Annotated in this window: 26 protein-coding genes and 1 pseudogene; 6 read left to right on the top strand and 21 right to left on the bottom strand. The window is 58.0% G+C overall.

The window, feature by feature from the left end; genetic code table 11:
- Positions 1-49: 49 nt before the first annotated feature.
- From CJZ82_RS06855 to CJZ82_RS06825, 6 genes are all read right to left on the bottom strand, one after another.
- Complete coding sequence (locus tag CJZ82_RS06855) at positions 50-928, bottom strand: NAD-dependent epimerase/dehydratase family protein (RefSeq protein ID WP_158218502.1); 879 nt, start codon at positions 926-928, stop codon at positions 50-52.
- An 890-nt stretch (positions 929-1,818) separates the two neighbouring features.
- A complete protein-coding gene (locus CJZ82_RS06845) occupies positions 1,819-2,601 on the bottom strand; it encodes a phycoerythrobilin:ferredoxin oxidoreductase (RefSeq protein WP_094555062.1) in 783 nt (260 codons plus the stop codon).
- Positions 2,598-3,329, bottom strand: a complete 732-nt coding sequence (locus CJZ82_RS06840) for a 15,16-dihydrobiliverdin:ferredoxin oxidoreductase (RefSeq protein ID WP_094555061.1) — start codon at positions 3,327-3,329, stop codon at positions 2,598-2,600. Before CJZ82_RS06840 ends, CJZ82_RS06845 begins: the two co-directional genes overlap by 4 nt.
- A gap of 15 nt (positions 3,330-3,344) precedes the next feature.
- Positions 3,345-3,953 (bottom strand): phycobiliprotein lyase, encoded by a 609-nt coding sequence (locus CJZ82_RS06835; protein ID WP_233130092.1) that lies wholly within the window; start codon positions 3,951-3,953, stop codon positions 3,345-3,347.
- A 4-nt stretch (positions 3,954-3,957) separates the two neighbouring features.
- Entirely contained in the window at positions 3,958-4,671 is a 714-nt protein-coding gene (locus tag CJZ82_RS06830; RefSeq protein WP_094555060.1) for a heme oxygenase (biliverdin-producing), read from the bottom strand.
- 155 nt (positions 4,672-4,826) lie between these two features.
- Entirely contained in the window at positions 4,827-5,042 is a 216-nt protein-coding gene (locus CJZ82_RS06825) for a hypothetical protein (RefSeq protein ID WP_094555183.1), read from the bottom strand.
- 411 nt (positions 5,043-5,453) lie between these two features.
- Here CJZ82_RS06825 and cpeB point away from each other — a divergent pair, with 411 nt between their 5' ends.
- From cpeB to CJZ82_RS06810, 3 genes are all read left to right on the top strand, one after another.
- A complete protein-coding gene (gene cpeB / locus CJZ82_RS06820; RefSeq protein WP_094555059.1) occupies positions 5,454-6,014 on the top strand; it encodes a class 1 C-phycoerythrin subunit beta in 561 nt (186 codons plus the stop codon).
- A 56-nt stretch (positions 6,015-6,070) separates the two neighbouring features.
- Complete coding sequence (gene cpeA / locus CJZ82_RS06815; RefSeq protein WP_094555058.1) at positions 6,071-6,565, top strand: class 1 C-phycoerythrin subunit alpha; 495 nt, start codon at positions 6,071-6,073, stop codon at positions 6,563-6,565.
- Positions 6,566-6,659: 94 nt separating this feature from the next.
- On the top strand, positions 6,660-7,298 hold the full coding sequence (locus CJZ82_RS06810) for a HEAT repeat domain-containing protein (RefSeq protein WP_094555057.1): 639 nt from the start codon (positions 6,660-6,662) through the stop codon (positions 7,296-7,298).
- Here the strand turns inward: CJZ82_RS06810 and CJZ82_RS06805 are convergent.
- Positions 7,274-8,209: a HEAT repeat domain-containing protein gene (locus tag CJZ82_RS06805; RefSeq protein WP_094555056.1), complete on the bottom strand. Its 936-nt coding sequence runs from the start codon at positions 8,207-8,209 to the stop codon at positions 7,274-7,276. The genes CJZ82_RS06810 and CJZ82_RS06805 overlap by 25 nt on opposite strands.
- A gap of 78 nt (positions 8,210-8,287) precedes the next feature.
- Here CJZ82_RS06805 and CJZ82_RS06800 point away from each other — a divergent pair, with 78 nt between their 5' ends.
- A complete protein-coding gene (locus tag CJZ82_RS06800; RefSeq protein ID WP_094555055.1) occupies positions 8,288-8,728 on the top strand; it encodes a DUF2656 family protein in 441 nt (146 codons plus the stop codon).
- Between the two features lie 32 nt (positions 8,729-8,760).
- On the opposite strand, the gene CJZ82_RS17725 is transcribed toward CJZ82_RS06800, so the two are convergent.
- Positions 8,761-9,015, bottom strand: a complete 255-nt coding sequence (locus CJZ82_RS17725) for a hypothetical protein (RefSeq protein ID WP_143593560.1) — start codon at positions 9,013-9,015, stop codon at positions 8,761-8,763.
- Positions 9,016-9,169: 154 nt separating this feature from the next.
- Between CJZ82_RS17725 and CJZ82_RS06795 the strand changes: the two genes are divergently transcribed.
- Entirely contained in the window at positions 9,170-10,507 is a 1,338-nt protein-coding gene (locus tag CJZ82_RS06795; protein WP_233130091.1) for a HEAT repeat domain-containing protein, read from the top strand.
- A gap of 290 nt (positions 10,508-10,797) precedes the next feature.
- Here the strand turns inward: CJZ82_RS06795 and CJZ82_RS06785 are convergent, their stop codons facing one another.
- The 12 genes and pseudogenes from CJZ82_RS06785 to CJZ82_RS06735 all read right to left on the bottom strand — a co-directional run bounded on the left by CJZ82_RS06785 (position 10,798) and on the right by CJZ82_RS06735 (position 20,913).
- Positions 10,798-11,430 (bottom strand): chromophore lyase CpcT/CpeT, encoded by a 633-nt coding sequence (locus tag CJZ82_RS06785; RefSeq protein WP_094555182.1) that lies wholly within the window; start codon positions 11,428-11,430, stop codon positions 10,798-10,800.
- Entirely contained in the window at positions 11,430-11,966 is a 537-nt protein-coding gene (locus CJZ82_RS06780; protein ID WP_094555052.1) for a phycobiliprotein lyase, read from the bottom strand. The genes CJZ82_RS06785 and CJZ82_RS06780 overlap by 1 nt, the downstream gene beginning before the upstream one ends.
- Positions 11,967-12,241: 275 nt before the next feature.
- Positions 12,242-12,931 (bottom strand): phycobilisome rod-core linker polypeptide, encoded by a 690-nt coding sequence (locus tag CJZ82_RS06775; RefSeq protein WP_233130090.1) that lies wholly within the window; start codon positions 12,929-12,931, stop codon positions 12,242-12,244.
- A gap of 145 nt (positions 12,932-13,076) precedes the next feature.
- Positions 13,077-14,606, bottom strand: coding sequence for a phycobilisome rod-core linker polypeptide (locus CJZ82_RS06770; protein WP_094555050.1), 1,530 nt, complete (start codon positions 14,604-14,606; stop codon positions 13,077-13,079).
- A gap of 52 nt (positions 14,607-14,658) precedes the next feature.
- Positions 14,659-15,534, bottom strand: coding sequence for a phycobilisome linker polypeptide (locus tag CJZ82_RS06765; protein ID WP_094555049.1), 876 nt, complete (start codon positions 15,532-15,534; stop codon positions 14,659-14,661).
- A 114-nt stretch (positions 15,535-15,648) separates the two neighbouring features.
- Positions 15,649-16,848: a ferrochelatase gene (gene hemH, locus CJZ82_RS06760; RefSeq protein WP_094555048.1), complete on the bottom strand. Its 1,200-nt coding sequence runs from the start codon at positions 16,846-16,848 to the stop codon at positions 15,649-15,651.
- A gap of 18 nt (positions 16,849-16,866) precedes the next feature.
- On the bottom strand, positions 16,867-17,322 hold the full coding sequence (locus CJZ82_RS06755; RefSeq protein ID WP_315857157.1) for a pentapeptide repeat-containing protein: 456 nt from the start codon (positions 17,320-17,322) through the stop codon (positions 16,867-16,869).
- A gap of 30 nt (positions 17,323-17,352) precedes the next feature.
- Positions 17,353-17,532, bottom strand: a pseudogene (locus CJZ82_RS19545) (pentapeptide repeat-containing protein); the annotation flags it as partial.
- A gap of 146 nt (positions 17,533-17,678) precedes the next feature.
- Positions 17,679-18,278 carry a hypothetical protein gene (locus CJZ82_RS06750; protein WP_094555047.1) on the bottom strand — a complete coding sequence of 200 codons (600 nt, stop codon included), beginning with the start codon at positions 18,276-18,278 and terminating at the stop codon, positions 17,679-17,681.
- 568 nt (positions 18,279-18,846) lie between these two features.
- The gene (locus tag CJZ82_RS06745) at positions 18,847-19,587 is read right to left on the bottom strand and encodes a phycobilisome rod-core linker polypeptide (RefSeq protein ID WP_369820028.1); all 741 of its coding nucleotides are present in this window, start codon (positions 19,585-19,587) and stop codon (positions 18,847-18,849) included.
- Positions 19,588-19,857: 270 nt separating this feature from the next.
- Positions 19,858-20,349, bottom strand: coding sequence for a phycocyanin subunit alpha (gene cpcA / locus CJZ82_RS06740; protein ID WP_094555045.1), 492 nt, complete (start codon positions 20,347-20,349; stop codon positions 19,858-19,860).
- A 45-nt stretch (positions 20,350-20,394) separates the two neighbouring features.
- The gene (locus CJZ82_RS06735) at positions 20,395-20,913 is read right to left on the bottom strand and encodes a phycocyanin subunit beta (protein WP_094555044.1); all 519 of its coding nucleotides are present in this window, start codon (positions 20,911-20,913) and stop codon (positions 20,395-20,397) included.
- Positions 20,914-21,845: 932 nt separating this feature from the next.
- Between CJZ82_RS06735 and CJZ82_RS06730 the strand changes: the two genes are divergently transcribed.
- Positions 21,846-22,268, top strand: coding sequence for a hypothetical protein (locus CJZ82_RS06730; RefSeq protein ID WP_094555043.1), 423 nt, complete (start codon positions 21,846-21,848; stop codon positions 22,266-22,268).
- 43 nt (positions 22,269-22,311) lie between these two features.
- On the opposite strand, the gene CJZ82_RS06725 is transcribed toward CJZ82_RS06730, so the two are convergent.
- Positions 22,312-23,079: a phycobilisome rod-core linker polypeptide gene (locus tag CJZ82_RS06725; protein ID WP_094555042.1), complete on the bottom strand. Its 768-nt coding sequence runs from the start codon at positions 23,077-23,079 to the stop codon at positions 22,312-22,314.
- Between the last annotated feature and the right edge of the window lie 101 nt (positions 23,080-23,180).

The raw sequence follows: 23,180 nt of genomic DNA, 5'->3' as shown, positions 1-23,180 counted from the left end.
TTGAATACGATGAGAAGCATCAGCTGACTCGTTGGGTTGAACGGCGTTATCAGCCCACCATGCAGGGTTGAGTCAACGTGAAGCCGAGTCGCTTGAGTTTGACATTACTCACTCTCGCATTGAGCACGCGATCGGTCGTGTCCACCGACAGCCATTTCGCTGTAGGCAGGCCAGCCCGTTCGCACAAGCGGTCCGTAAGCTCCTGACCGGTGTACTGAGTATCATTCACCAAATTGTAGATTTCGTTGAGATTGTGCTCGAAAGCAAAATTTACTCCACGAACAATATCATCAAGATGGACCCAGCAAGGCACATTTTGACCATTGCGCTGAATCGTGCTGCCTGCTGCTGAAAGGAGCATGCCAGGAATATCACGACCGGGGCCATAGATGCCGCCCAGTCGTAGAATGCAGACGTTGACTGCCTCTGAGCGGACCGATTGAATCATCTCTTCAGCTCCTGCCAGGACCACATTGACGGGGTGAAGACAGTCGAGCTGGTCAGTCTCGTCGGTCATTGCTCCGCGCCGATTTCCATAAACGCCGCAACTGCTCAAGTGAACCAACTGAAGTGGTGTTTCACTTGAACGATGCTTTATCGAATCAATCAATAATTCCAGGCCTCCAAGGAATGTCTCCTGATATTGGTTAATGTCAACATGAGCACTCTTTGAGGGCGCGAAGGACACCAGTATTCCATCAAGATTTCTGGTAAAATCGAGGTTGCTGCTGGAGTCCGTGGAATCAAAAACAACTGGCGCATCAACAAATTCAGCCAATTCGATCAAGCGTTCATGACGGGTTGTGGTTCCCCAGAGTTCATGTCCCTGCTGCCTCCAGGTCTTGGCGACCGCTTCACCGACGTAGCCACAGCCCAGGATTGCCCTCTGCTCACCTGAGGGCAGGATGGGTCGCTGCTGGTTGGCCAACAGCTGGTAGAGCGAAGCCAGGTCCGGAGAGGAGGTCACACGACTGTTGCATTTCGTAAAGATTAGCCTAGAGTTGATGAGGAAGTGTGGCGAAGGCTACTTTTTTTCCCATGCAGGTGGTTTTCAGGCCGGCCTCGCTTGAGAGTGGCTTGAGGTGTGCCGTTCCAATGCCCAGCTACCGGATCACTGCGGAGGGACTTGAGGAACTTTGGGTGACCTGCCCAGGTTGCAGTGGTGACGCCCTCGTTCTGGCCCTCAGGGACCAGGAGATGCGGAGCTATAAGGTGAAGCGGCGCAGCGATGACTGTCGCCAATGGTGGTTTCAGGTGACCTTTGGCCAGGCAGGACATGAAGCCAGCGAAGACAGGTCTGTCACCAAGGAGTTCAGCGTCTATCGAATCGACGATTGACGGTGAGATTGACACCATGGATAACTCTCACCACTGCTGATGACGGAAATCCCTGCTGGTGCCCAGCGACCAGCCGTTCATCGGGTAAGAGAATGTCTTCTCCACCAGCGCCGTGCCGGTGGCTCCGGGCGACCGACTGGTGGACCGAAGCACGAGCTTCCTGATCTAAGGCGAGAGCTAACGGCGCAAGCGCGAACGGCGAGCAGGCAGCTCCGCTTCGGCCAAGTTGATTTCGCCGCCACTCTGCAGGATATCTCACCCTTCGATGCAAGGAGTGGCTGCACCTCAAACAGGCCCATGGCATGCCCTGGCGGTGGTGCATCAGGCTAAGGAGCATGCCCGAAGTTCAATCCCGGCGATAGGAATGCGGGGAGGCAGCCATTGAGCGATCGAGCCCTAACCAGTCAACCCATCACCCAATAGGATGGGAGAGATAGTTGGGGCTGGCAAGGTCATCCCTTTCTGCTTGCAGGGCTGATCTCAGAGGTCGAATAGCACTTCGTGGATGTAGGCCTCAGTCCACTCGGCCCCGTGGAAACGGGTGAGCATGCCCCGTGCTGGGTCCTTCTCGGCCCGGTAGTCCACATAGCGCTGCTGGCCTGCCAGCAGTTCTTCGCAGCGCTTCTCCTCCACAGGGGTGGCTTCCGCCACTAGCTGGAGATAGAGATCGAAGTAGGCCACGAAGGCCGGAAACACGGCTGAGCGGATCAGCTCATCTCCTTGCTCGCCGAGGGGAAGACGCGTCCACAGGAACCCTGGAGAGAAGTAGGGCTCCGCTTCCGATGGAATCGGCCCCCCTGAAGGCAGAAGCTTCGTCCAGTTCTCCCACAGCGGCACCAGACGCTCCCAGACTCGCATGGTGTGGGCCTGATCCTTTTTGAGTGCGGGTTGAAGATCTAGCGCGATCAGATGACCCGAGGGCAGAGTGACCAGATCGGCTCCGAAGAAGGGAAGATCGAAGTTGCTGGAGGGATTGGCCACGAAATTCAGCACCGAGGCGGCCATCCCGGCCTCCACGCACGCGGCCCGAACCTGCCGGAGCTTGTCAGTTCTGCACGCCCAGGTGGACGTTGTCACAGCGACGGGGTGGGCTTTGGAACCGGTGACACCTTCACGCCGCAGAAAACGGGGCTCGATCGGGTAGGCCTCAGGCCGCAGAGGCTGAAGGACCTCCACGGCGTGATCCAGGAAAGGCCCCCATCTCCATCTGGGCAGGGTGACTGGATCAAGGCTGCACGGGTGGGTCGGCAAGGAAGGAGTCATGGGGATAGCTCGGGGGTCGGATCGGGTGCCTGGCTGCTCCCGGGGAATAGAAACTCATGCAGGAAACGGTCCGACCAGACCTTGCCGAAATGGCTGGTGAACAGACCGTGAGCTGGATCACGCTCGGCACTGTAGATGTCGTAAGCGTTCTGCAGACGGGCTACCTCCTCAGGCTCCAGGGAAAGGCCGGTGGCGGGGCTGTCGTGCAGGGCCCAGTACTGGGAGAGAAAGGCACCGAACGCTTCGGGCAAGGCTCCCTGAGCCTGTTCAGCGTTCCCGCGGCAGAACAGCAGCCAGGGGGAGAAGTACTGGTGCGGGTCATAGGAGCGCATGGTCTCCTCGCCACTGAGATCAGGAAACCGGTCGTGCAATCGATGCAGGCCCTGGAGGTGCCGATCCAGATAGTCCGGGGTCTGAAGCAGGGGCTGGAAATCGAGCACGGCCACCAGTTTCTGGCGTGCGCCGAACCAGAGCAGATCGATCCCCAGCAGAGGCTGGTCGCGGCTGAAGGCGGGATAGGCCACTGAGTTGAGCACCTGCAGACTGTCCCCTGCATCGAGCCGGGTCACCCGCCAGCGGCGGATGCCGGGCAAGTGCCACAGCCAGCTGCGGATGACGCTGTTGCCTTTGGCAGAGCGGCATTCCGCCAAGCCGTCCGGGATCGACAGAGCCTCTGCCCCCCTGGCTTTGATCCCGGCATGGAGCTCATCGAGGAAGGAGTCGAACATTGGGAGGATCAGGCCTCAGTGGCCAGTCGCTGGGGTGGAGAGGTGGAAACGACTCTGGGCTTCAGCAGACATGGCTTCCAGCTGATCGGTGCTGGGGCAGCGCAGCTCTGTGCAATAGGTTGTCATGCTGACTCCATCGAGAAACTGCACACTGCTTACACGGATTCGTACCCCCTCGGTCACAAACCAGCAACGCTCCACGCCGACATTTGTGTCATAGCGGGTGGTAATCGTCAACAGGCCGTCATCGGCAAAGGAGTAGGTGCTCATCACCGGCTGCTTCTCGATGTAGCCCTTGTCCCGCAGTAGAAATCCCTGGCGGGGATTCTGGTCATCCACCACATCGACCAGCACGGCCGCCTGCTCGTCACTGCGGCTCCCCTCCTTGAGGTTGCTTTCCCACCAGAAGCGAGCTCCGCCCGCCACTTGGGCTGAGGCCAGCCCAAGGCTGTCGCAGACCCGCTGAACCACCGCATCGGAGGCCTCGAATGGCTCGATTGTGAGGTTGGAATCGCCGGCTTCATCGTCCTGATGATCGAGATGGTGAACAGCGCGGCGCGTCAACCAAGTGCCGGCACTGGCGGCCAGGAACTCCGCCATGGTCATCGGTAGTGCGGTCTGCATCGAATCAGGCGGCGACAGCCTCGGTGCTGCCGGCCCGCTGGCGCCGGGTGAGGAAACCGAAGAGCACCTTTCCGATGGCCGCCACCAGGTTGCCTTCCAGTTCCTGGAACATCCTCATGTTGCAGTGGAAGGCCTCGTTGGCCTCGGCCACGATGCGATCAGCGGTGGCCTGGTCGATCGGCAGTGCGTCGAGGGTGGCGCGGTAGGTGGTCTTGAACGCCTTCTCGTCGGCAATGGCGTCGAACTCGTAGAAGCGCAGGCCGTCGTGCTCGCTCAGGTTCATCGCCTTCTGGGCGATGTTCTTGAGAATGATGCCGCCGGAGAGATCGCCGATATAGCGGGTGTAGTGATGGCCCACCAGCAGCTCTGGAGCGTCCTTGGCCACCTGATGCAGACGGGCCACATAGGACTGAGCGCCAGGTGTGGCCTGGATCTTCTGGCGCCAGTCGCCTCCGTAGTAAAAGGTGAGATCCTGCTCAAGGGCCTCGCGGCGGTTGAGCTCGGCGAAGGCGATCGGCCCGACCACTGGATGGGCGGTGAGCTTGCCGATCGCCTCTTCCATGGCGCTGTACACATACCAGAGGTCGGCCACCAGGGTGCGGTAGCTGGCCTTGTCCACCACCCCCTTGAGGAAGCAGCTCACAAAACCGGTGTTCTCGGCCATCGTGTGGGCTTTTTTGGTTCCCTCCCTCAATTGGGAAGCAAGTGCGACAGGCATGGGGAGGGAGGCGGAAGAGGGCAGTCTTGAACGCTACAAGTGCCCACCCCCTGAATACGTCCACCAGCAGGAGGGCCTTAAGGAAACTCTTGAAAACAATCGGTGGCGATGTGTCGCGACTGATCCAGCCACCGCCGGCTGGTCTCAGGGTTGGATCAGATGGAAGAGCTGGTGTCCCGTTGGCTGAGCAGTTGTGTCAGGACGGCCTCGATGCGCTGCAGTTCGGCGTTGGAGGCGAGGGTGGCGTCCACCTGCTTCTGGGGGAGCTTGAGTCGCTGGCCCATGGCCGTGACATCAGCCACCAGGCGATCCCTGTAGGCGGCAAGGACCTCGATGGAGTCGTTCAGTTCCTGAAGGCTGGGTTCTGACATGGAGTGGCGCATTCCTGCCGATAAGGGTACGAAGCCAGCTGACGCGTGCCATGACCAGCGCGCCACATCACCCGCCGCCGCCATCCGAAGAAGAAGAAAATGTAAAATACGCTCTTCGGTGAGGGCCGGCTTCTCCCCGGCACCAGGGTCATGACTCTGGGGTCCCCTGTTCCTGCCTGGGGTCTTGTCGGCTGCCACCATCGCGCGCATGGCCGGCCTGGTTCGCATCACGAAATCTTGCGTGACGCGTTTAATAGGGGGGGGGTGCCAGGGTCTCCGCGTAACTTCATGGAGCTTCGGTCCTCGGGACTAGCGCGATCAATGGTTTCCTGATTTCTCCTGTAGCAATCAGAGCCGTTTGAGCAATGCACGAAGCTCCTCCCAACATTTCCCCTAGTCCGGGTTTGCCCCATGCTCGACGCCTTTTCTCGCACAGTTATCAGTGCTGACGCAAAAAATGCTGCCATCGGCAGCGGTGAACTGGCGACACTTCGCAATTACGTTGCCGAGGGCAACAAGAGGCTTGACGCCGTTAACGCCATCACCTCCAATGCCTCCTGCATCGTTTCTGATGCTGTCACTGGCATGATCTGTGAGAACACCGGTCTGATCCAGGCTGGTGGTAACTGCTATCCCAACCGTCGCATGGCCGCTTGCCTCCGCGATGGAGAGATCGTGCTGCGCTACATCAGCTATGCACTCTTGGCTGGTGATCCGTCTGTCCTAGATGACCGCTGCCTGAACGGCCTCAAGGAGACCTACATCGCTCTGGGCGTGCCTCTGCAGTCGGCTGCTCGCGCCGTGTCGATCATGAAGGCATCGTCCACCGCCCACATCAACGAGACCAATACCTCCGGCACCAATCCCGACGAGACCCGTTTCCGCAAGATGGAAACAGTCCAGGGTGACTGCTCCGCCTTGGTGGCCGAAGCTGCTTCCTACTTTGACCGCGTGGCCAGCGCACTCGCCTGATCCGCTGACTTGAATTCCATTTTCACTTTTTTACCCTCCAACACAGGAAACATTCGATGAAATCAGTTGTCACCACCGTTGTGACCGCCGCTGACGCCGCCGGTCGCTTTCCCAGCCAGAACGACCTCGAAGCCGTGCAGGGCAATATCCAGCGCGCTGCGGCCCGCTTGGAAGCCGCTGAGAAGCTGGCGAATGGTTGGGAAAAAGTTACCCGTGAAGCCGGCGATGCCTGCTTCAAGAAGTATCCCTACCTCAAGCAGCAAGGCGAAGCTGGCAGCACCCAGACCAAGGTCGACAAGTGCTACCGCGATCTGGGCCACTACCTGCGCCTGATCAACTACTGCCTCGTGGTGGGTGGCACCGGCCCCCTCGACGAGTGGGGCATCGCAGGAGCTCGTGAGGTGTACCGCACCCTCAACCTGCCCACCTCGGCCTACGTGGAGGCACTCACCTACACCCGTGACCGCGCCTGCTCCCCTCGCGACATGAGCCCCCAGGCTCTCAACGAGTTCAAGAGCTACCTGGATTACGCCATCAACTCCCTCTCCTGAGGGCGGTCTGATCGGCTGATCCTCCAGTGGGGAGGCCTTTGGGCCTCCCTTTTTTCGTTCTATGGCCCCTACGTCCTCACAAGGCCTCCTCTCGATGACTCCTGCCACCAGCGCCAGCGCTCTTGATCAGCTGTTCGTCGATCTCGCGCATCCCAATCCCTACGTGCAGACCGAGGCCTTCCTGGCCATGGTCCGCCACCACTCCGAGGCTTCCCTGCCGCGTCTTATCCTCCTGCTCGATCATGAGGACGTTGTTCGACGGCGGGCTGCGGTGCGAGCCCTGGGTGCTTTCGGGGAGCCGGCGATGCTGCCCCTGGCACAGAAATTTCAGTCAAGCCGCGATGGCACCGTTCGCGCCAGTTGCGTGAAGGCCTATGCCCAGATCGCCTCGAATCTCCCCGGCCTTCAATTCCCCAGCGAAGCCATGGCTGTCCTCAAGACCGCTCTGGATGACGAGTCCCCCGTGGTGGCCATTGCGGCAGTGATGGCCCTCGGCCAGGTGGGGGAACAGGCCCTTCCGCTGTTGATCCAAATCTGCCGGGGAAGCAACGAGGCTCAGGCTGTGGCAGCGGTTAATGCCCTCGTCAACATCGATCATCCTGATGTCTCCATCTGCCTGGCCCAGTTGGCAGCCTGCGAAGACACCGACGCCTATGTACTGGAGTCTGTGACCTCCGCCCTGGTAAGGGTGGATGATCTGCGTGGGCGTCAGCCTTCCCTGCTGTCCTCTTGATGCTGCCTCAGTTGCTGAATGGAGAGGATCAGGATGGGTTTCACCTCAGGGCTGGCTTCGCTGCCTGCAGCTGACTCCAGGTCTGGTAGGGCGTCGATCGCCCCTAGTTTCATCAGAGAGAGGGCCGTGTTCTTGCGCACCTGAGCCGAGTTGTCGCCGAGCAAGGGTTTCAGAAGAGGAGTTGCCCAGGTCGGCTCGTGGAGTTTGCCGAGCAGGATGACGGCTTCGGCTCGTACGAGTTCAGCGGAATCGCCAAGGGCCTCGATCACCAGCTCTCGGGCTTCCTGGTCATCGAGGGACTGAATTTGCTCACCGAGAGCAGCAATGGCTGCTATCCTCACCTCTGTGTGGGAGGACCGTGCGGCGCGTCGCAGGGCAGCGGGTGCCTGGGCGCCAACGAAGGCAAGCCCCCAACTGGCCAGGCCCAGATGCATGGAGCTACTCTCGCTGCTGGAGAGTACAGCAATCAACGCATCCACGGCACACTCTCCGGTGGCGGCCATTGCGCCGACGGCCGATCCCTGCACCACGGGATCCCCATCGTTCAGCAGGGCATCAACCAGAACAGGCAGAGCTCGAGGATCAGCGATCAGGGTGAGGGTTTTCGCGGCTGCACGGCGAACCGTCACATTCTCATGGGTGCGCAGTGCGTGGCAGAGAGCCGGTACGGCTGCTGTGCCGATCGCACCAAGGCTTTCGGCGAACGTGAGACGCATTAGGCCACGTGGATCTCCCAGCCCTGCCACCATTTTTTCGATCAGCATCTCGTCGCCTTGGGGGCGTTCACCTGAACGAAGTTGCTTCTTGAGATCTGCGGCCAGCAGGGAGGCCTCTGACTCGCTGAGGAAGACGGCTGGAGGTGTGGCTGGAACGCCGGTGGGCTCGCTGCTCAAGGCTTCTGGGAGGAGCATGGGTCATTGTCTCAGCATGGAAGCCATCGTGGTGACTGGTGATGTGGCAAGTAACATGTCAAGCTTCCAAGAGCTCCCATGACCACGTTTCTGCTGTCCCACAACCTGCAGGTTCAGAGTGGATCTGTGCCGCCATGGGATGCCCAACAACTGGCTGAGGGGCTGCCGCTTCACTGCTCCAGCATCACCAAGGCCGAGGCTCTGACCCATCCTCACTGGTTGATCAGGATCGAGAGCACAGCGGACTCGACGGCGCTGGCCAGGGAACTCTTGGAGGGCTGGGCCTTGCTGCGGCAGCACCACGGCCACGACACGAACCATACGATCCTGGCTCTGGGCGGCCGCAAGGACATACCATCTGCACCAGGATCTCCACTGGAGCTGGGTGCCTGGGGGGTTGACATCGTGGAGACGGTGGATGCCGATGCCTTTCTTGCGTCCATCAACTGGCTAGCCCTAAAGGCTGGCCGACCTGCCGATGGTGTCTTCGAGCTGGTGCTTGATGCTGCAGAGGGCTAGTGAGTGGCTAGGGGCTCGCTTGAAGAGCCCCCTCACCCCTTCTTGTTGCTGGCACGTTTACGTGATGGCCTGTCCTCCGGGGTGTTCTCTGCGGCTGTGGGAGCAGATTCCGAATATTCGGCGATGGATGCGCCCACATGGGTGACGACGGCTCCTTGCTGGTGGAGGCCATTCATCATGCTGCTGAGGCTTTGCAGTGGAATCCTCAGGACTCTGGTGGAGAGGCGTTGGGGAGTCTGCGGATAGGCCACCGTGACGACGAGTGCGTAGGTGAGAGATGGACCCATAGCATGTTGTGCGAGAGGATCGCATCATGCCGAAAAGTCTCGTTGGTTCCTCCTTTCGCAATGATCGTATACAACACTCTTCGTTAGGGGACAAACCGGGGAAAGGTAACACGTAAATGGGACAATGGAGTATCGCTAGATCTGGGTGACAATGATGGGCGATTCCGGTCGCTTCAACAACCTCCATCCCGGCCTCAGTCACGATGAGGCATTGCGCATTCTTGCCTTGCCTGTGGAGCAGCTTGAGTCAAGCAGCGATCGCTACATGGCGGCAGCCCACATGATCAATTTTCCCGGTCAGCTTTCCGAGCAGGCACTGCTGAGCCTACTTGATGACAACGACGACAGCCAACCCACTCGTCTGGCCAGGCGTAAGGCGGTGGAGGTGCTGGCGCGCCTTGGCTGTAAGGATGCCATCACCAGCATCGGCAGATGTCTCCTGAGTGAGGATCACTACCTAGTAGAAAATGCAGCGTGGGCCCTGCAACAACTGGGTTGCCAGGATCCACGCATCCTGAACCAGATGATCATGTTGTTGGCAGATACCGGGCAGAACCGGCGCATACTGGCTCAGAGTCTGGCCGGCTTAGGGGTGATTGAGGCCCTTCCGGCGATCGAACTCCTTCAGGATGATGAATTACCAGGAGTGCGTGGGGCTGCTCTGGCGGCAGTCGCCACCCTTTCGGGAAGCCATGAGAGAGTCAGTGAGCTGGCAGAGCACTTGTTTCTTGCCAACCAGATGGATCGACAGTCGGCGATCCAGGATGTGATCAATTCCAGGGCCGCAGAGCTGCTTCCCCAAGTTCTGCAGGCGCCGGTCTCCTCAGTCTTTCGGCTTCGAGCCCTGCGGCTGCTTTGGCCGGAAGCTGAGCCACTTCATCAGGGCCTGTCGCTTCTGGAAACGCTGGATAGGCTGCTCTTGGATCAGCCGGAAGGAGTCCAGGTTGTTCATCGCTATGACGAAGTACCACAGATTTCCTTTCTGATCAATGAGTTGTTTGGTACCGACTTCAGTCGTTGCTATCTTGCTCTTCAAGCCATGAGCACTCATCCTGGGGTGACACTCTGGCCTCTTCTAGAACAGCGTTGGCTGGAGGAAGCTCATAACGATTATGGAGCCCACTATTTCTTCCTGCGGCTGTTTGGGCGGATTGCAAGCTGGGGAGATGCGCAGGATTGCGTGGAGGACCTTTGTGAAACCGCCATTCAAAATCGCAGGCCACAATTTGTGAAGTCCCGTCCTGCCGCTATTCTCTCACTGTTGCGTTTAAATCCTGAACGTCTGTTATCACGTCTGTCAGATTTGATGGATGCGCAGGAGGAAGCCAGTTGGGAGTGTAGATATGCTGCCTTGATGGCTATGCAGGAATTAGTCATGCAGGGATCCATCAAAGGCATTTCCGGCTTAGCGGAAATGATCCTGCGTCGTGATCCTGATCTCTATGTAGAAAGCAAAAGAAAGCAAGTCCGTGCGCTACTGGCTGATCTCTGAATAGCGGGTTCGGTTGCTTCCATGGTTTGCCCAGTAGCTGACAGTTTCATTGCACATAGGCCGTGGTACTCTCGCAACGGCTCTGAGGATTTTGAAGCTCCGGCGTGGGCCCATAGGCCATTGGCCAACATCCTTGACAGACAGGAGCTGTCCACCAAGTGCTGTCAAGCACGATTCAAATCGATCAATCAAGCTCTGATCAACCGTTTCAAAAATGAAGTCTGTGCCATTGCAGATCAAGTGATGGGAGAGAATCCAGGTTTGAAGTTGCTTTTCTGGGCTGTGCTTGCTCATGCCGTTTCGGGTTGAGCAGCTTGATTGTCCCTCAGCCAGTCAGCGTCGAGATGATCAGCGTAACGTTCCAACCGTTTGAAGCGGAGTGGGCCGTGTTCGGAGCCCCAGCGATAGGTATGGGTGGCAGTGTCGAAGCCGCGATCTCTGCTGATCCAATGGTGATCATCAAACTCAACTTCACTCACGAGATAGGTCATTTGACCTCCTCGCGGAATAAGGCATTGGCAGCCCGGCTCGACTTCACCGCAGTAACGATCGTTAGACGTGGCACGGAATTCCATCGCGCAGCCGGGTCGAGGCAGCAGATCCTCCCGTTCTAACCCATTCAAGAGATCGGGTTTTGAACCACCGCCAGCACAACGTAAGCCATTGCGGAGCCCAAAATTGAGCATGAGAATATGATCGGCGGATACCACCATGTGATGAACCCCTTGTCGGTATGGCCGCCAAGGATCGTAATCGTAGCTTTGCTCGGAGTAGAACCAGGGTCCCTGAAAAAGATTCCAAGCAAGGGGCCTAAAAAAAATATTGATGTGGGAAAACTTTGTAGGCTCTCCTTGGGCCTGATCATGATTGCTAAATCGGCCAGAGAGAGTCTTTACGAAGTGGACAGCTTGTTTGGCATCCATCATTCTGTTGCTATCCGCCTTACCTCAGAAGCAAAGGATGTTTGCAACACTCCAGACCCGGCTGATGTACGCAGAACTGAGGAGCGACAGCGGACGTGTTCGGATATAAACCAGATTCGTTCTTCGGCAATGGATTGGCCATAAGTAGTGTGGAGGACGAAGGTATCATCGTCAAGAAAGTGATAGGTTGAAGCCGCGCTCTCTGTTTCAGCATAGCCAACGCTACGGACTAACTTTCCAGCCCGATCATTTTCAGGGATGGGAATCAGAATGCAGGAGCCCTTGGATGTAGCGGAAGGGTCGTCTGGCTCCCAGTCCGATTCTGCCTCCCATGACATCTGGAATGGAGAGAAAATAGTGGCGGGGTCTATGGATTCTCGGGTAAGGATGTCGCTTACATCTGGATGGTCTGCCGATAACAGTACAATTTCGATGTGACTGAGGACATCTTCAAACTGTCGAAAGGCAAGCGAATGGGCTGAACGCATCGACCGCCACTGGCCTTGAGATCGAGTTAAAAAACGCTCAATGGTCATGCACAAGGAGCACCGATCCATGACTTGCGGAAGGTTTTGGTCTGCCTGCCTGCACCATGCTCACCAAGCTATGAATCATCATGTCCATGGCAGAGCCTTGGTGAGCGGGTTGTCGCTCTACTGGGGCTGGCTGGCGATTCAACTGCTGTTCCATGCGAGAAGGTTGAGCGCACGAATGGGGGAAAGGTGGCGTGATTCAGAGTTGCATGCTCACATGGCACTTGGGCAGAGAGCTATCGCCACCAACTATCTTAGCCCGAGGCAGGGGTGGTCAGTTAATCATTTGTAATAGATACAATGGAGCCTCCGCGTCGCTGCAGGCTTTGCAGCGTTGAAGTGAGACTGCTAAACGGAACAATGGAGACCTGCACAGCCCTGCGGTTGAGTCCGCTAGGAGAGGCGGTAGTCCAGTTGATCCGAAAGCGTCTGTCATTCCGGTTCGTGCTGCCGCCTCTGCCGCCGCGAACGGCAACGGAAGGGGCGTCACCTGTGGCAAGACTGAGCTGAAGCTTGGAAGAAGAGCTACCGTCAAAGGAAGCTTGTCCGCCCTTGAGTTTTAATGAACGCGTATAGGTGAGGTTGCTTTCCCCGGTTTGGGTATGAGTTGTGCGCCAGTAAGGCACCGTGTCGAAGCCGAAGGCTCCTATGTATTCTGGGGAGTAAACATAGCTGGCGATCTCAGCTTCATACCCCTCGTTAGCTAGGCGTTGAACATGCTCGCTCACTTCGGCCTGATCGCGGGGAGCCCTTCCGAGCAGATGCTTGAAATTGAGCTCCACAAAGCGGTATGGCCCATTCTTGTCGAGGAAGAGCCGGCGGTAGGTGTCTGAGCAGGCCAAGGCTGCAACCAGTCCCTGGACTGCGAGGTCCCCTTGGAGGAAGAGACTTTCAGCAGTTGATACCAGCTCCTCATCCATCAGATGGGCGTTGCCGAAGACCTGGCGGTAGGCGGAGCGCAGCACCATCTGTGCATGGGCATAATCTTGCACTGAAGTTGTTGCTTGTCTGGTGATCACTGGCATGGCGAAGAGAAAACAGTTGAAGTCGGGGGAGAGAAAGGAATGGACAGGTTGCTCAGCGAGCCAGCCGGGCAGATGGCCCCTGCTTGGATCAGGCCACTTCCGTGATCGAGACAATTCGGCCCCCACGGCGATGGATATAACCCAGTTGGGTCGTCATGTCCTTGCCGGATACCAGATAGCTGGCATTCGGGGTGCGCTGGCGCCCTCCAGCGGGTTGCGCTTGTACAACGATCCGATACCTTTTTGTGGTGGGATCGACAGAGCCGCTGAAGACACTCGAGCGATTGATCCGCACGGTTGTGTTGCTCCATCCGGCAGGGAGCGCTTTGGCCGCCAGCGAATTCACCAGACTTGAGGAATTCTGAATGGTGTCACTGCTTGAATATCCCGCCACAAGAGACAGGTGGCGATTGAAGCTGATCTGGTCGCGGCCATTCTCTGTCTGGATACGGGGGAAGGGAACTGTATCTTCACCGAAGTACGTCTGATATTCGGTGCTATCGAGGTAGCTGCTGATGTCTGCCTCATAGCCGTTTTCAGCCAGCAGACGGATGTGTTCACTCACTTCCGCCTGGGAGTTGGGTGCGCGGCCGAGCAGGTGCTTGAAGTTGAGCTCTACAAAACGATAGGGAGCGTTGGTTTCAAAAAAGCGGCGACGGTATTCATGGGAGCAGGCAATGGAACGCACGAACTCACGGGTGCTCAGATAACCCTCGATGAACTTGCTTTCTGAGGTGAGCACGCGCTCGCTTTCCATCAGATGAGGGTTACCCATCACCTGCCGGTAGGTGGCACGGATCAGTGCCTGGATCTGGTCGGCAGTGTCTCCCTGGCAACGCTGGAAGACCTCCTGACTGCGCTGGCCAAGACCGAAGCCCACATACAGATCACCTCTCAGGCTTGTGCTATCACCGCCATCGCTGCTGCTGCGGCGCACAGGAGCAAAGGCTCCTCGACTGCTCATACCCGAGCCAGAAAGGCTTCTTCCGGACTGGGTAAGGTAAGCATGTGCCGGCAGACGAATGGTTATTGGCTGTCCCATGGCGAGGCTGGTCAGCAACTGGCTACGTGACCCCATTGCGATGTCGCTGCCAGCGAAGTTCTGCTCCAGCGCGGCGATGCGATTGAAGGACGACTGTGCTGCCCCTTCTGGGCTGTTCCAGGAACGGATATGGGGTGCCGTGTGTTCTCCAAAGGCTGAGGCGTACTCGTCGGAATCGATCAGGGCGTCGACATCCGCTTCGAACCCTTCGTTGGCGATTTTAGCTACGTGCGTGCTCACCTCAGCCTCGTCGATGGGAGGTCGCCCCAGCAGGTGCTTGATGGCCAGTTCAACCGAACGGTGAGGCGCAACGGCTTCGTAAAAGCGTGCGCGATAGAAGGGTGACTTGGCCAGGCAGCGGACAAAATCGCGTACCGAGATGGTGCCGTTGCGAAGTTGTGATTCGGCAGAGTCAAGACGCTCGCTTTCCATGGGCATCGTGTTGCCGAACACATGCCGGTAAGAGGCGCTGATAACGAGGTTGAGGCTCGTTTCATCGGCGCCGGGCTTGTAAGAAGCAGGTGCATCGAGGAGAGTGGTGGCACCAAAGCTCAGGGCTGCGGACTGGGAAGACATGGTTTTGCAGGTGGCGAGGGAATCGGCAAGGGGAAAATGAAAATCTCGCTTTTCAGTTTGGAGTGATACTGGCAATCACCCCACCTTCACGGTGAATTTCCTTGTAGGTTTGAGACAGCTTGTTGAAGGGGACGAAATAAGTCCGATTGGACTTTTTGTAGCGTGAAATCGGCCGGATCGAGTTGGCCCTGTAGGCCGTTACTTCAACCCGATAGATGCGACCCTCCTGGCCGGCGCCGACGCCCAGTCGCGTTGCGGCGTCTTGGAAATTGGCAGAAGGCCTGAAGCTCCATCCTTGTGTATCCGTGGAGGAGGGAGGAACAACCGGGAGTGGGCGATTCACATAGACATTTCCACCTAGTCGTGCTGCCTTGCCGGAGAGATTGCCTTTGAAGCTACTGCTGCTGGCACCACGGAGCAGTTGGAAGCTCCAAGTGAATTCCTGCATGGTTTTGCAGCTTTCGGTCTTCCAGCCACGGTGGAAGGGGACTGTCCACTCACCGAAAGTGTCCTGATATTCCGTTGAATCTATGAAACTGTCGATATCCGCTTCATATCCTTTGCTATCGAGAAGTTCGGCATGGACGCGCATCTCGGCAAAGTCGGCTGGGGCCCGGCCCAGGAGGTGGCGGAAGCCCAGCTCGATGTAGCGGTAGCGAGGGCAGGAATCAAAAAAACGAGTGCGATACAGCTCACTTTTGGCAACGCTGCGTACGAACTCGCGCAGGCTTAGCTCGCCCAGCTTGAACTGAGATTCGGGGACCAGCTGGCGCTCGCTTTCCATCACATAGGAGTTGCCGAGCACCTGCCGATACACTGCACGGATGAGCTGCTCTTTCTTGGCATCTGTATCGTTTGGTAACAGTTCAAGCGGATCCTGGCTGTCAAACCGTTCGACGCCTAGGAGCGAGGCGGGACCAAAAGCCATTATGAACGCATGTCTTGAGTGACTCCGCTATAATCAAATGCCACTGCCTCTTCTCCCTGAGTTCTTAACAAAGCTCAATTGGAGGAAGGAAACTGAGGGTAGTGACACCCTATCTCAAAGCAGATTGATGGCGTGGAGAGGTCCGTTGCCACTCAATAGTTCCATCAGGATTACCAAGAATCCCAACATAGCAAGCCGCCCGTTCCACACTTCCGAGCTGTTGTTCCAGCCCCAGGCCCACCTGTCCTGTGGATACAGCTTCACCTTGATCTGAAGTGTGGCTGCCTGGTCAAGGTTTACCTCCGGCCCGGCCAGGGCATGTTGCACCAGATCTGCCAACCCGTGGATGAAGGAGGGGGTGGTGTCGAGGGCCGGTACACGGCGGAAGTTGAGGATGCCCACCTGTCTGGCGATCTCCCGGTATTCGATGTCGATTTCCTCGAGGGTCTCGATGTGCTCGCTCACGAAGCTGATGGGCACCACCACCAGATCCTTCACGCCTGCTTCACCAAGCTCATGCAGGGCTTCATCGGTGTACGGCTTCAGCCACTCCACTGGGCCCACTCGGCTTTGGTAGGCCAGGGTGTAAGGGTTGGAGTGGCCCAGGTCGCCGGCCAGTCTCTCCATGATCAGGCGGGCGCAGGTCTCGATCTCGTTCTGATAGGGATCGCCCGCCACTTCCACGTAGCTCTTGGGCACGCCATGGGCGCTGAAGAACACATGGGCGCTGCCGGGTTCGGGACAGGCCTGAATCTCCCGAGAGATCAGTTCGGCCATGGCCCCTAAGTAGCCGGGGTCGTCGTAGTAACCGCGGATGCAGTGGATCGGAAGCTTTGCGAAGTCTGGATCGGCCCGGCGCAGGCGCTGCAGTTCCCGAAAGCTGGATCCGCTGGTACTGATCGAGAAGTGGGGGTAGAGAGGCAACACCACCACCTGATCCATCCCGTCCGCTTTGATGTCGGACACGGCCGACTCGGTGAAGGGATGCCAATAGCGCATGGCTACGTAGCTTGTGGCCTCGATGCCTCGCGCCCGCAGCTCGCTCTGCAGTTCGCGGGCCTGCTGCTCGGTGATTCGGCGTAGAGGGGAACCGCCGCCAATGGAGCGGTAAGCTTGCTTGGACTTGTTGCTGCGCAGGCTGCTGATCAGCCAAGCCAGGGGCTTCTGCAGCACCGGGGTTGGCAGCCGGATGATTTCCGGATCGGAGAACAGGTTATAGAGGAACGGGGCGACATCCTCGATCCGCTCAGGGCCTCCGAGGTTCAGGAGAACCACGCCGACCTTGGCATGGTCTGTGGGAGGGTGATGGTGCATACATGCATGCGGCAATGTTTAGGTCATCAGGCTGTCGCGGGTCGTACGGCGAGTGAGCGGGTTCCAACAGTCCAGCTCCTGGAACGGCCGTCCGATCAGGGTCTCTCGAATCGAGTCCAGCCCTGATGAGCTCGTGAAGTCGGAACCACGGATCGATTCGGCTGCGGAAAGGTCAGCATCGGTCAGGCTCGCCCAACGAAAATCGGCATAATCCAGCTGACAACCTGAGAAACGCACCCCTTCGCAAAGAGCACCGCGCAGCACGGCATGGCGCAGATCCGCTCCTGCCAGGCGCACTCCTCTGAGGCAAGCACCGCTGAGATCTGCACCGCTGAGGTATGCACCCATCAATAGGGAGCCGCTAAGGTCCATGCCGGAAAGATCGGCGCTATTGAGAAAGTGGCCGCTTAACTTGGCCTTGGGACCTACTGCACCGGAACCTCGAAACTCGTAGTTGTCTGGCCAGATGGTCATGCCGTCATATCGAGCCAGTCGCAGATCGGCTCCATCGAGTGTGCATCTACTCAGATTCGTTCCCCTTAAATCGACACGACAAAGGCGTGCTTCTGTGAGATCAGTAGCACCGAGATCCAGCCCACGCCAATCAGCTCCTCTAGCGTCGAAAGCACGACCGATGGCCTGGTTGGAAGGGAGTTTGGATTCCGGAGGAAGCCAACCAGGCACTATTGAAGATTGCGATGTGCTATGCACGAGGCCCACGAATACTTAGAAACAATCTGCAAAGATGGAACTCTCCCAGTTCAGGTTACTGCTGGGGAGCCCTGTGGATCCCCAGGGAAGAGTGCACTCCACGATGGAGAAATAAAACATCATAGAACAGGGGCTCCTACCTCTCCAGCTTGGCAGGAGAACTCCCTGATTATCTCCTCCAGATGGCGAATGACCATTTCCAGGCGCCAGGTATCCTTGCTTCCGCCGAGCGATCCGTAGTGAATAGCTGCGACTTCACGCAGGTAGCATAAAGCCTTGGCCATGCTGTCGATAGGAACGGCCAGTTCTCGATAAAGTTCACGCAAGCCGCTGACTCCTGGTGGGTGCGTGAACGATTGCCGATCAGCGGCCACGGCATAGATGGCGATGCGGAGAAAATGCCAGCAGTCGCGCCAGCATGCCTCGGAGCGACTTTCCGGGAAAAGTGATCCACCGGGCTTGATCAGGCCAGGATCCTCTGCCACCAATCTTCTCTTGACGTCTGCTACTACTTGTGAGGCGTTCTCTTGAAGCAGGCGTAGGGGTTCGGAATCAATGGAGGAGAACTGGCAAATCTCATCGAATTCCTTTGTGGTCAAAGGCCTGCTCTCATCATCAGCGCGCCGGAAAATTGCACGAACATTCGCCGGGAGGGTCTTGTCATGAGCAAGGCCAAGGATCCGAGCCCCTGCAATCATCTCAGGCAAGTTTTTCGCCATCACTTCTGCAGCATCGATGATTTTGCCTTCATGAGGAGATCGAGGCGAACCTGGCCATTGCCTCACGTCCCAACCCTGCAGAGACCACGGGAGTTGCAACTAGATGTCCATGTCGTTCATTATACAAGGCCCAGATGGCTCCATTCGCTATACCAGGACAATGGCGGACGATAGCATCTGCTAACCCAGTTTTCAGTCCGAGAGCATGAAATAGCTGCCGACACTCATCCTCACTGTTGACATGAACATGGCGGATCGCTGAGCCTACAACCCAGGTCAATGAACAGTCCTCAATTGGGCCACTTGAACTGGAACAGGCAAGCAGAAGATTGTTGTCGGGGTTGTCTGCCTGAGAGTAAGTAGCTCCCCACAGGTCGATAGTTTCGGGGAGAAGATTTAAGCGTAGATCAGTTTGACCTTCGTCGACGACGATGTCATGCTGGCCATAAGATGACTTCAGCAGGGTGAGAAGCCTGTGACAGGAATCATTCATGACAGTCTCTCTCTGCGGTGTGCTCTCCAATCTGGTATTTGCCAGGAACTCGCTCGGTTTCCAACCTCTCGAACACTAGCCCGGCCCACCGGTGCTGAGCATGGAAACGGCGATCCAAAGCATCAATCCAGTGATCACGAAGCCCCCTGCCGCGACGGTGTTCAGCCAGAGCTTGCGAGCCCATGGAGCGGGGGCATTGGCCAGCCAGGCAGGCCGTTGACCCATGGTGCTGTTCTGCCACATCAGCGATTGTGCGGGAGCCCGCTTGGAGTTGCTGTCCCGCCAGTAGGCTTGATAGCGAGGCGCTTGCTGGTTGAAGGGCATCGTGCCCACCGCCTGTCCAGGCAGAACACGGGATCGCTGGAAGGGCACCGTGTCATAGCCGAAGGTCTGCATGTACTCTTCGGAATCCAGGAGTGCATCCACCAGGGAAGGAAGACCACGCTGGGCGATCAGAATCGAATAGGCGATGCGTTCCTGGTCACCGTAGACGGGCCTCCCAAGCACTCGGCCGATGGTCTGTTCGACCATCCGATAGTTGCTGTTGCAGCGGTAGAAGTCGTCGCGGAATTTCTGCGACAACAGCAGACCACGCACGAAGTCCCGCATGGTGATCTGCCCGGAGCGCAACTGGGATTCCAGCATGGGATCGCGGTCCATCTTGAAGGCGTGGAAGAAGATCTGTCGATAGGCCTGCTCGATCTGGATATCCAGGTCACGACGATCGCAGGTCCCGGCGATGCTGCGCGCGGCCGACTGGGACTGCCGGCTGCATTCCTCACCTGCCAGGGCGAAGCTGGTGACCCGCGCATTCATGGTAAGCGGCCTAACAGGAAGCAAAGGCAGTACCATGGTTACTTGATAGCTTGAATGAAATCTTCCCCTAGAAGATGGAGCCTATGGGGGCGGGAGGAAGGAATCCACATCAATCGTGACTTCCCCTGCTCGCGGATTGAGGTTCCTTGAACAGAGGGTAAATGCTGTGGCTGTGAAGTGATCCCATTTGGCTTGCGCAGACATGAAGAAGGCCCCCCGAAGGAGGCCAGCATCATTGAAAATTGGCGATCTCAGGTCGCCTTGCCTGCTTCAGACAAGCGCGTTGATGGCATAGTCGATGTAGTTGTTCGCCTCGGTTCCAGGCTCTCCACTCATGCCGTGGTTGGCCTTGATGTATTTCAGGGCCTCCACGTACCAGGAGGGAGAAAGTTCAAAGGTACGGTTGATCTCATCGATGCCAGCGATCAGGTATTCGTCCATCGGACCGGTGCCACCAGCCACAAGACAGTAGGTGACCATGCGCAGGTAGTAACCGATATCACGGGCGCACTTGTCCTTCCCGCGTTGGTCGGCAGCGTACGTGGGCCCCTGCATCTGGGTGGTGTAGGGGAACTTGCTGTAGACGGCTTGCGCGGCGCCATTCACAAGGGTGTCTGCTTTGGCTGTCAATCCTTTAGCAGCCTCAAGAGCCGACTTGGCTCGAGTGAAGCGTCCGAAGGCGGCATTGATTTCGGTGTTGCTGAGAAAGCGGCCTTGGGAGTCGGCAGCTGCGACAGCCTCGGTGAGCGGAGTCTTCGACATGGGTAAAGGGGAGAGCGTAAGGATTGTCCTGAAAGGGAATGCAGATCAGGCCACGGCGGCGGCGGCGCGATCAAAGTAGGTGCCGATTTCGGAGATCAAATTGCTGCAATCGCCCGATGTGATGCCGCCGCGATCGTTGACGATGGCAATGGAGGCATCCTTCATTTTGCGTACACCTTCGGCGACAGAAGCGCCAGGAGTGCCAAGGGCAAGATAGGTTTCCCGCAGGCCGTTGAGGCAACGATCTTCGAGAATGGATGTGTCTCCGGTGAAAATGGAATACGTGATGTAGCGGAGGATGATCTCCATGTCACGTAGGCATGCGGCCATCCTGCGGCTTGTGTAAGCGTTGCCCCCGGGTGCGATCAGCGCCGGTTGCTGAGCGAACAGATCGCGGGCTGCATTGGCAACGATCGTGGAAGCGTTGGAGGTGATCCGGTTGACGGCATCCATTCTCTTGTTGCTATCAGCAACAATCGACCCCAGGGCGTCGATCTGACTAGAACTGAGGAATTCGCCACGGGCATCAGCCTGGGCAATGACCTTGGTGAAAGCGTCGAACATTGAATAAAAAGCTCCTGTTCTCGACGGATGGGGGTCGTGAGTTGTGTGAGAGTGCGCAACTTGCGCTCTCGAGAGTCAAGTGCGTAGTTTCTGGCTATGGGCCGACTGAGCCTGCCCATAGCCAGAAGGGCCTCCGCTGACATGAGTATTGTTAGCCCCCTTGCCGTTCCCATGGGCGATGATTCACAAACGGTCATCTGTGGGAGAGTGCCCAGCTGTGTAGTCCCACCAAGGCATTCAGCGATCAGCGTCCGCCGTAGGCACTCAGTGAGGTCTGAGGCCAGCGAGATCCAAGTGGGACCTGTGGCCTTCTCAGATTCCCAGATACCCAGGCAGCCAGAGGTTCCGTTCCTCTGAGGTCTGGTACATGATGACTTTGGCCCATTCCGTCAGGAGGGTTCTGACGAAACGATCGGCCTTGCCGTTGGTTTGCGGCGTGTAAGGGTGGGTAAGGGGATGACTGAGATCCAATGCCAGCCAGCCTTTTCGCCTCGACGGCTCCGATGGCCGACACGCTCGATGGGAGCCAGCCGCAGGAAGTTCATTAACCGAGAGGCGGTCGAGTGGGGACGCTTGAAGGCTCTGGCAATTCGGCGATCACACCGTTGGTCCATCCGTGTCGCCAAGCCACCCCCACGGAAGCCTGCCAGCCAATTGCAGGCGCTGATTAGCCTGATCCCGGCTTGGGCCGCAAGGGCCTTGAGCGGCACACCCTCATTGAAGGGCCGACCAGGAGGAGGAGTTCGTGCTCTGATCAGGAGCCTAGTCTAAAGATTTAGCTCTCATCGCGGGCCTGTCAGCATGTCTTGCTGATGGCTTGATCTCACAACCATCAGGCAGAGGGGGGATCTGAGGGGTCACGACACATTCCCCTCTATGGCGTCCTGAGCGCAGCCCGATAATATCCGGCCAACGCGGTCGCAGCACGACCCATGACGACGGCACCTGATTCCGAGGCTTGGCCCCTGCGCTTCAGCGTTCAGCTCAATGCTCTCGGCGAGCTCACTGAAACGCTCACCTTGCGCCTCCTGGAGATGGAGGATCGTCTGCTCCTCCTGGAGGATCAACAGTTCCGGTTGCTGGATCGATCAGGCCGGGATGGTGTCGATTCAGCCGCTGTTCTCGACCTTCTGGAGCAGACCGATGATCGCCTGACCAGGCTGGAAACCCTGCTGGATCAACCCGCTCAGCGCCAGGCTTCAGAAGGCATGGCCCCTGCTGGAGGCCTGGTGAGGCCCTTGCGTGTGCTTGGCGTCGCCGCCGATCCTGCCCCAGAGAACGAGTACGGGGACAGCTCGGAAACGGTGTTCCCAGACGAGGGGGAGCAGCCCTTCATGGATGAGCTGAGCGCCTGAATCAGGCCATCGGCTCAGGTCCGCTCCACCTGGATCTGAGGCTTCAGCCGAGTGAGCCTGTCTTGAGCATCGCGGCCGCGGTGGTGATCAGTATGCGCAGCAGTTCCACGCCGCCGATGGCTGCAAGCCCCAGCCAGATGGTCTGAGCCAGCTTCGGCGGCTGACCATCGACCCAGGTAGGTGAGCGCAGCCCCCGCTCCAGTTGTGAGCCGGCGCTGAATGGGCCGGCAGGCGCGCGGGTTGCACTGATGTCGCGCCAGTAGGAGGAATAGCGCGGAGCCTGCTGGTTGAATGGCTTTTCCCCCAGGCTGCGGCCTGGGAGGACACGCGAGCGCTGGTAAGGAACTTCATCCTCGCCGAAGGTGTCGACATATTCAGGCGAGTCGAGCAGGGCATCGACGAAACTCTGCATTCCTTCGGCGGCAATCAGAATCGAGAAGGCGATCCTCTCGCGCTCGCCATGCGCCGGTCGACCGAGAACGCGGCCAACCACCTGCTCTACAACTGCGTAGTTGCTGTTGCAACGGTAGAAATCTCTGCGGAACTTATCTGAAAGGAGCAGGCCGCGGATGAACTGCTTGATGCTGATCTGACCGCGGCGCAGCCTGGACTCAAGCCCCGGTTCCCTGTCGGCTTTGAAAGCATGGAAGAAGATCTGACGGTAGGCCCTCTCGATCAGTTCATCCATGGCCTGGGGGCTGCGGAGCACCCCCTCCGGCGTCCGCCGCGGCTCTTCTTCACTGCCCACCGCCAAGCTGGTGACGCGGGCATTGAGGGCGATGGGATTGAGTTCGATCAGGGGCAGAGCCATGGAGTGCCAGAGGAATGGGCGATGAACATAGGCACCTCTGTTGAGCACAAACCCCTAGTGACAAAAGACCTCATATAGCTTTAATATCTTGCTCAATTTGT

The organism is Synechococcus sp. 1G10, assembly GCF_002252625.1.
Classification (GTDB): domain Bacteria; phylum Cyanobacteriota; class Cyanobacteriia; order PCC-6307; family Cyanobiaceae; genus Regnicoccus_A.
This window is presented reverse-complemented; position numbering and strand designations above follow the sequence as displayed.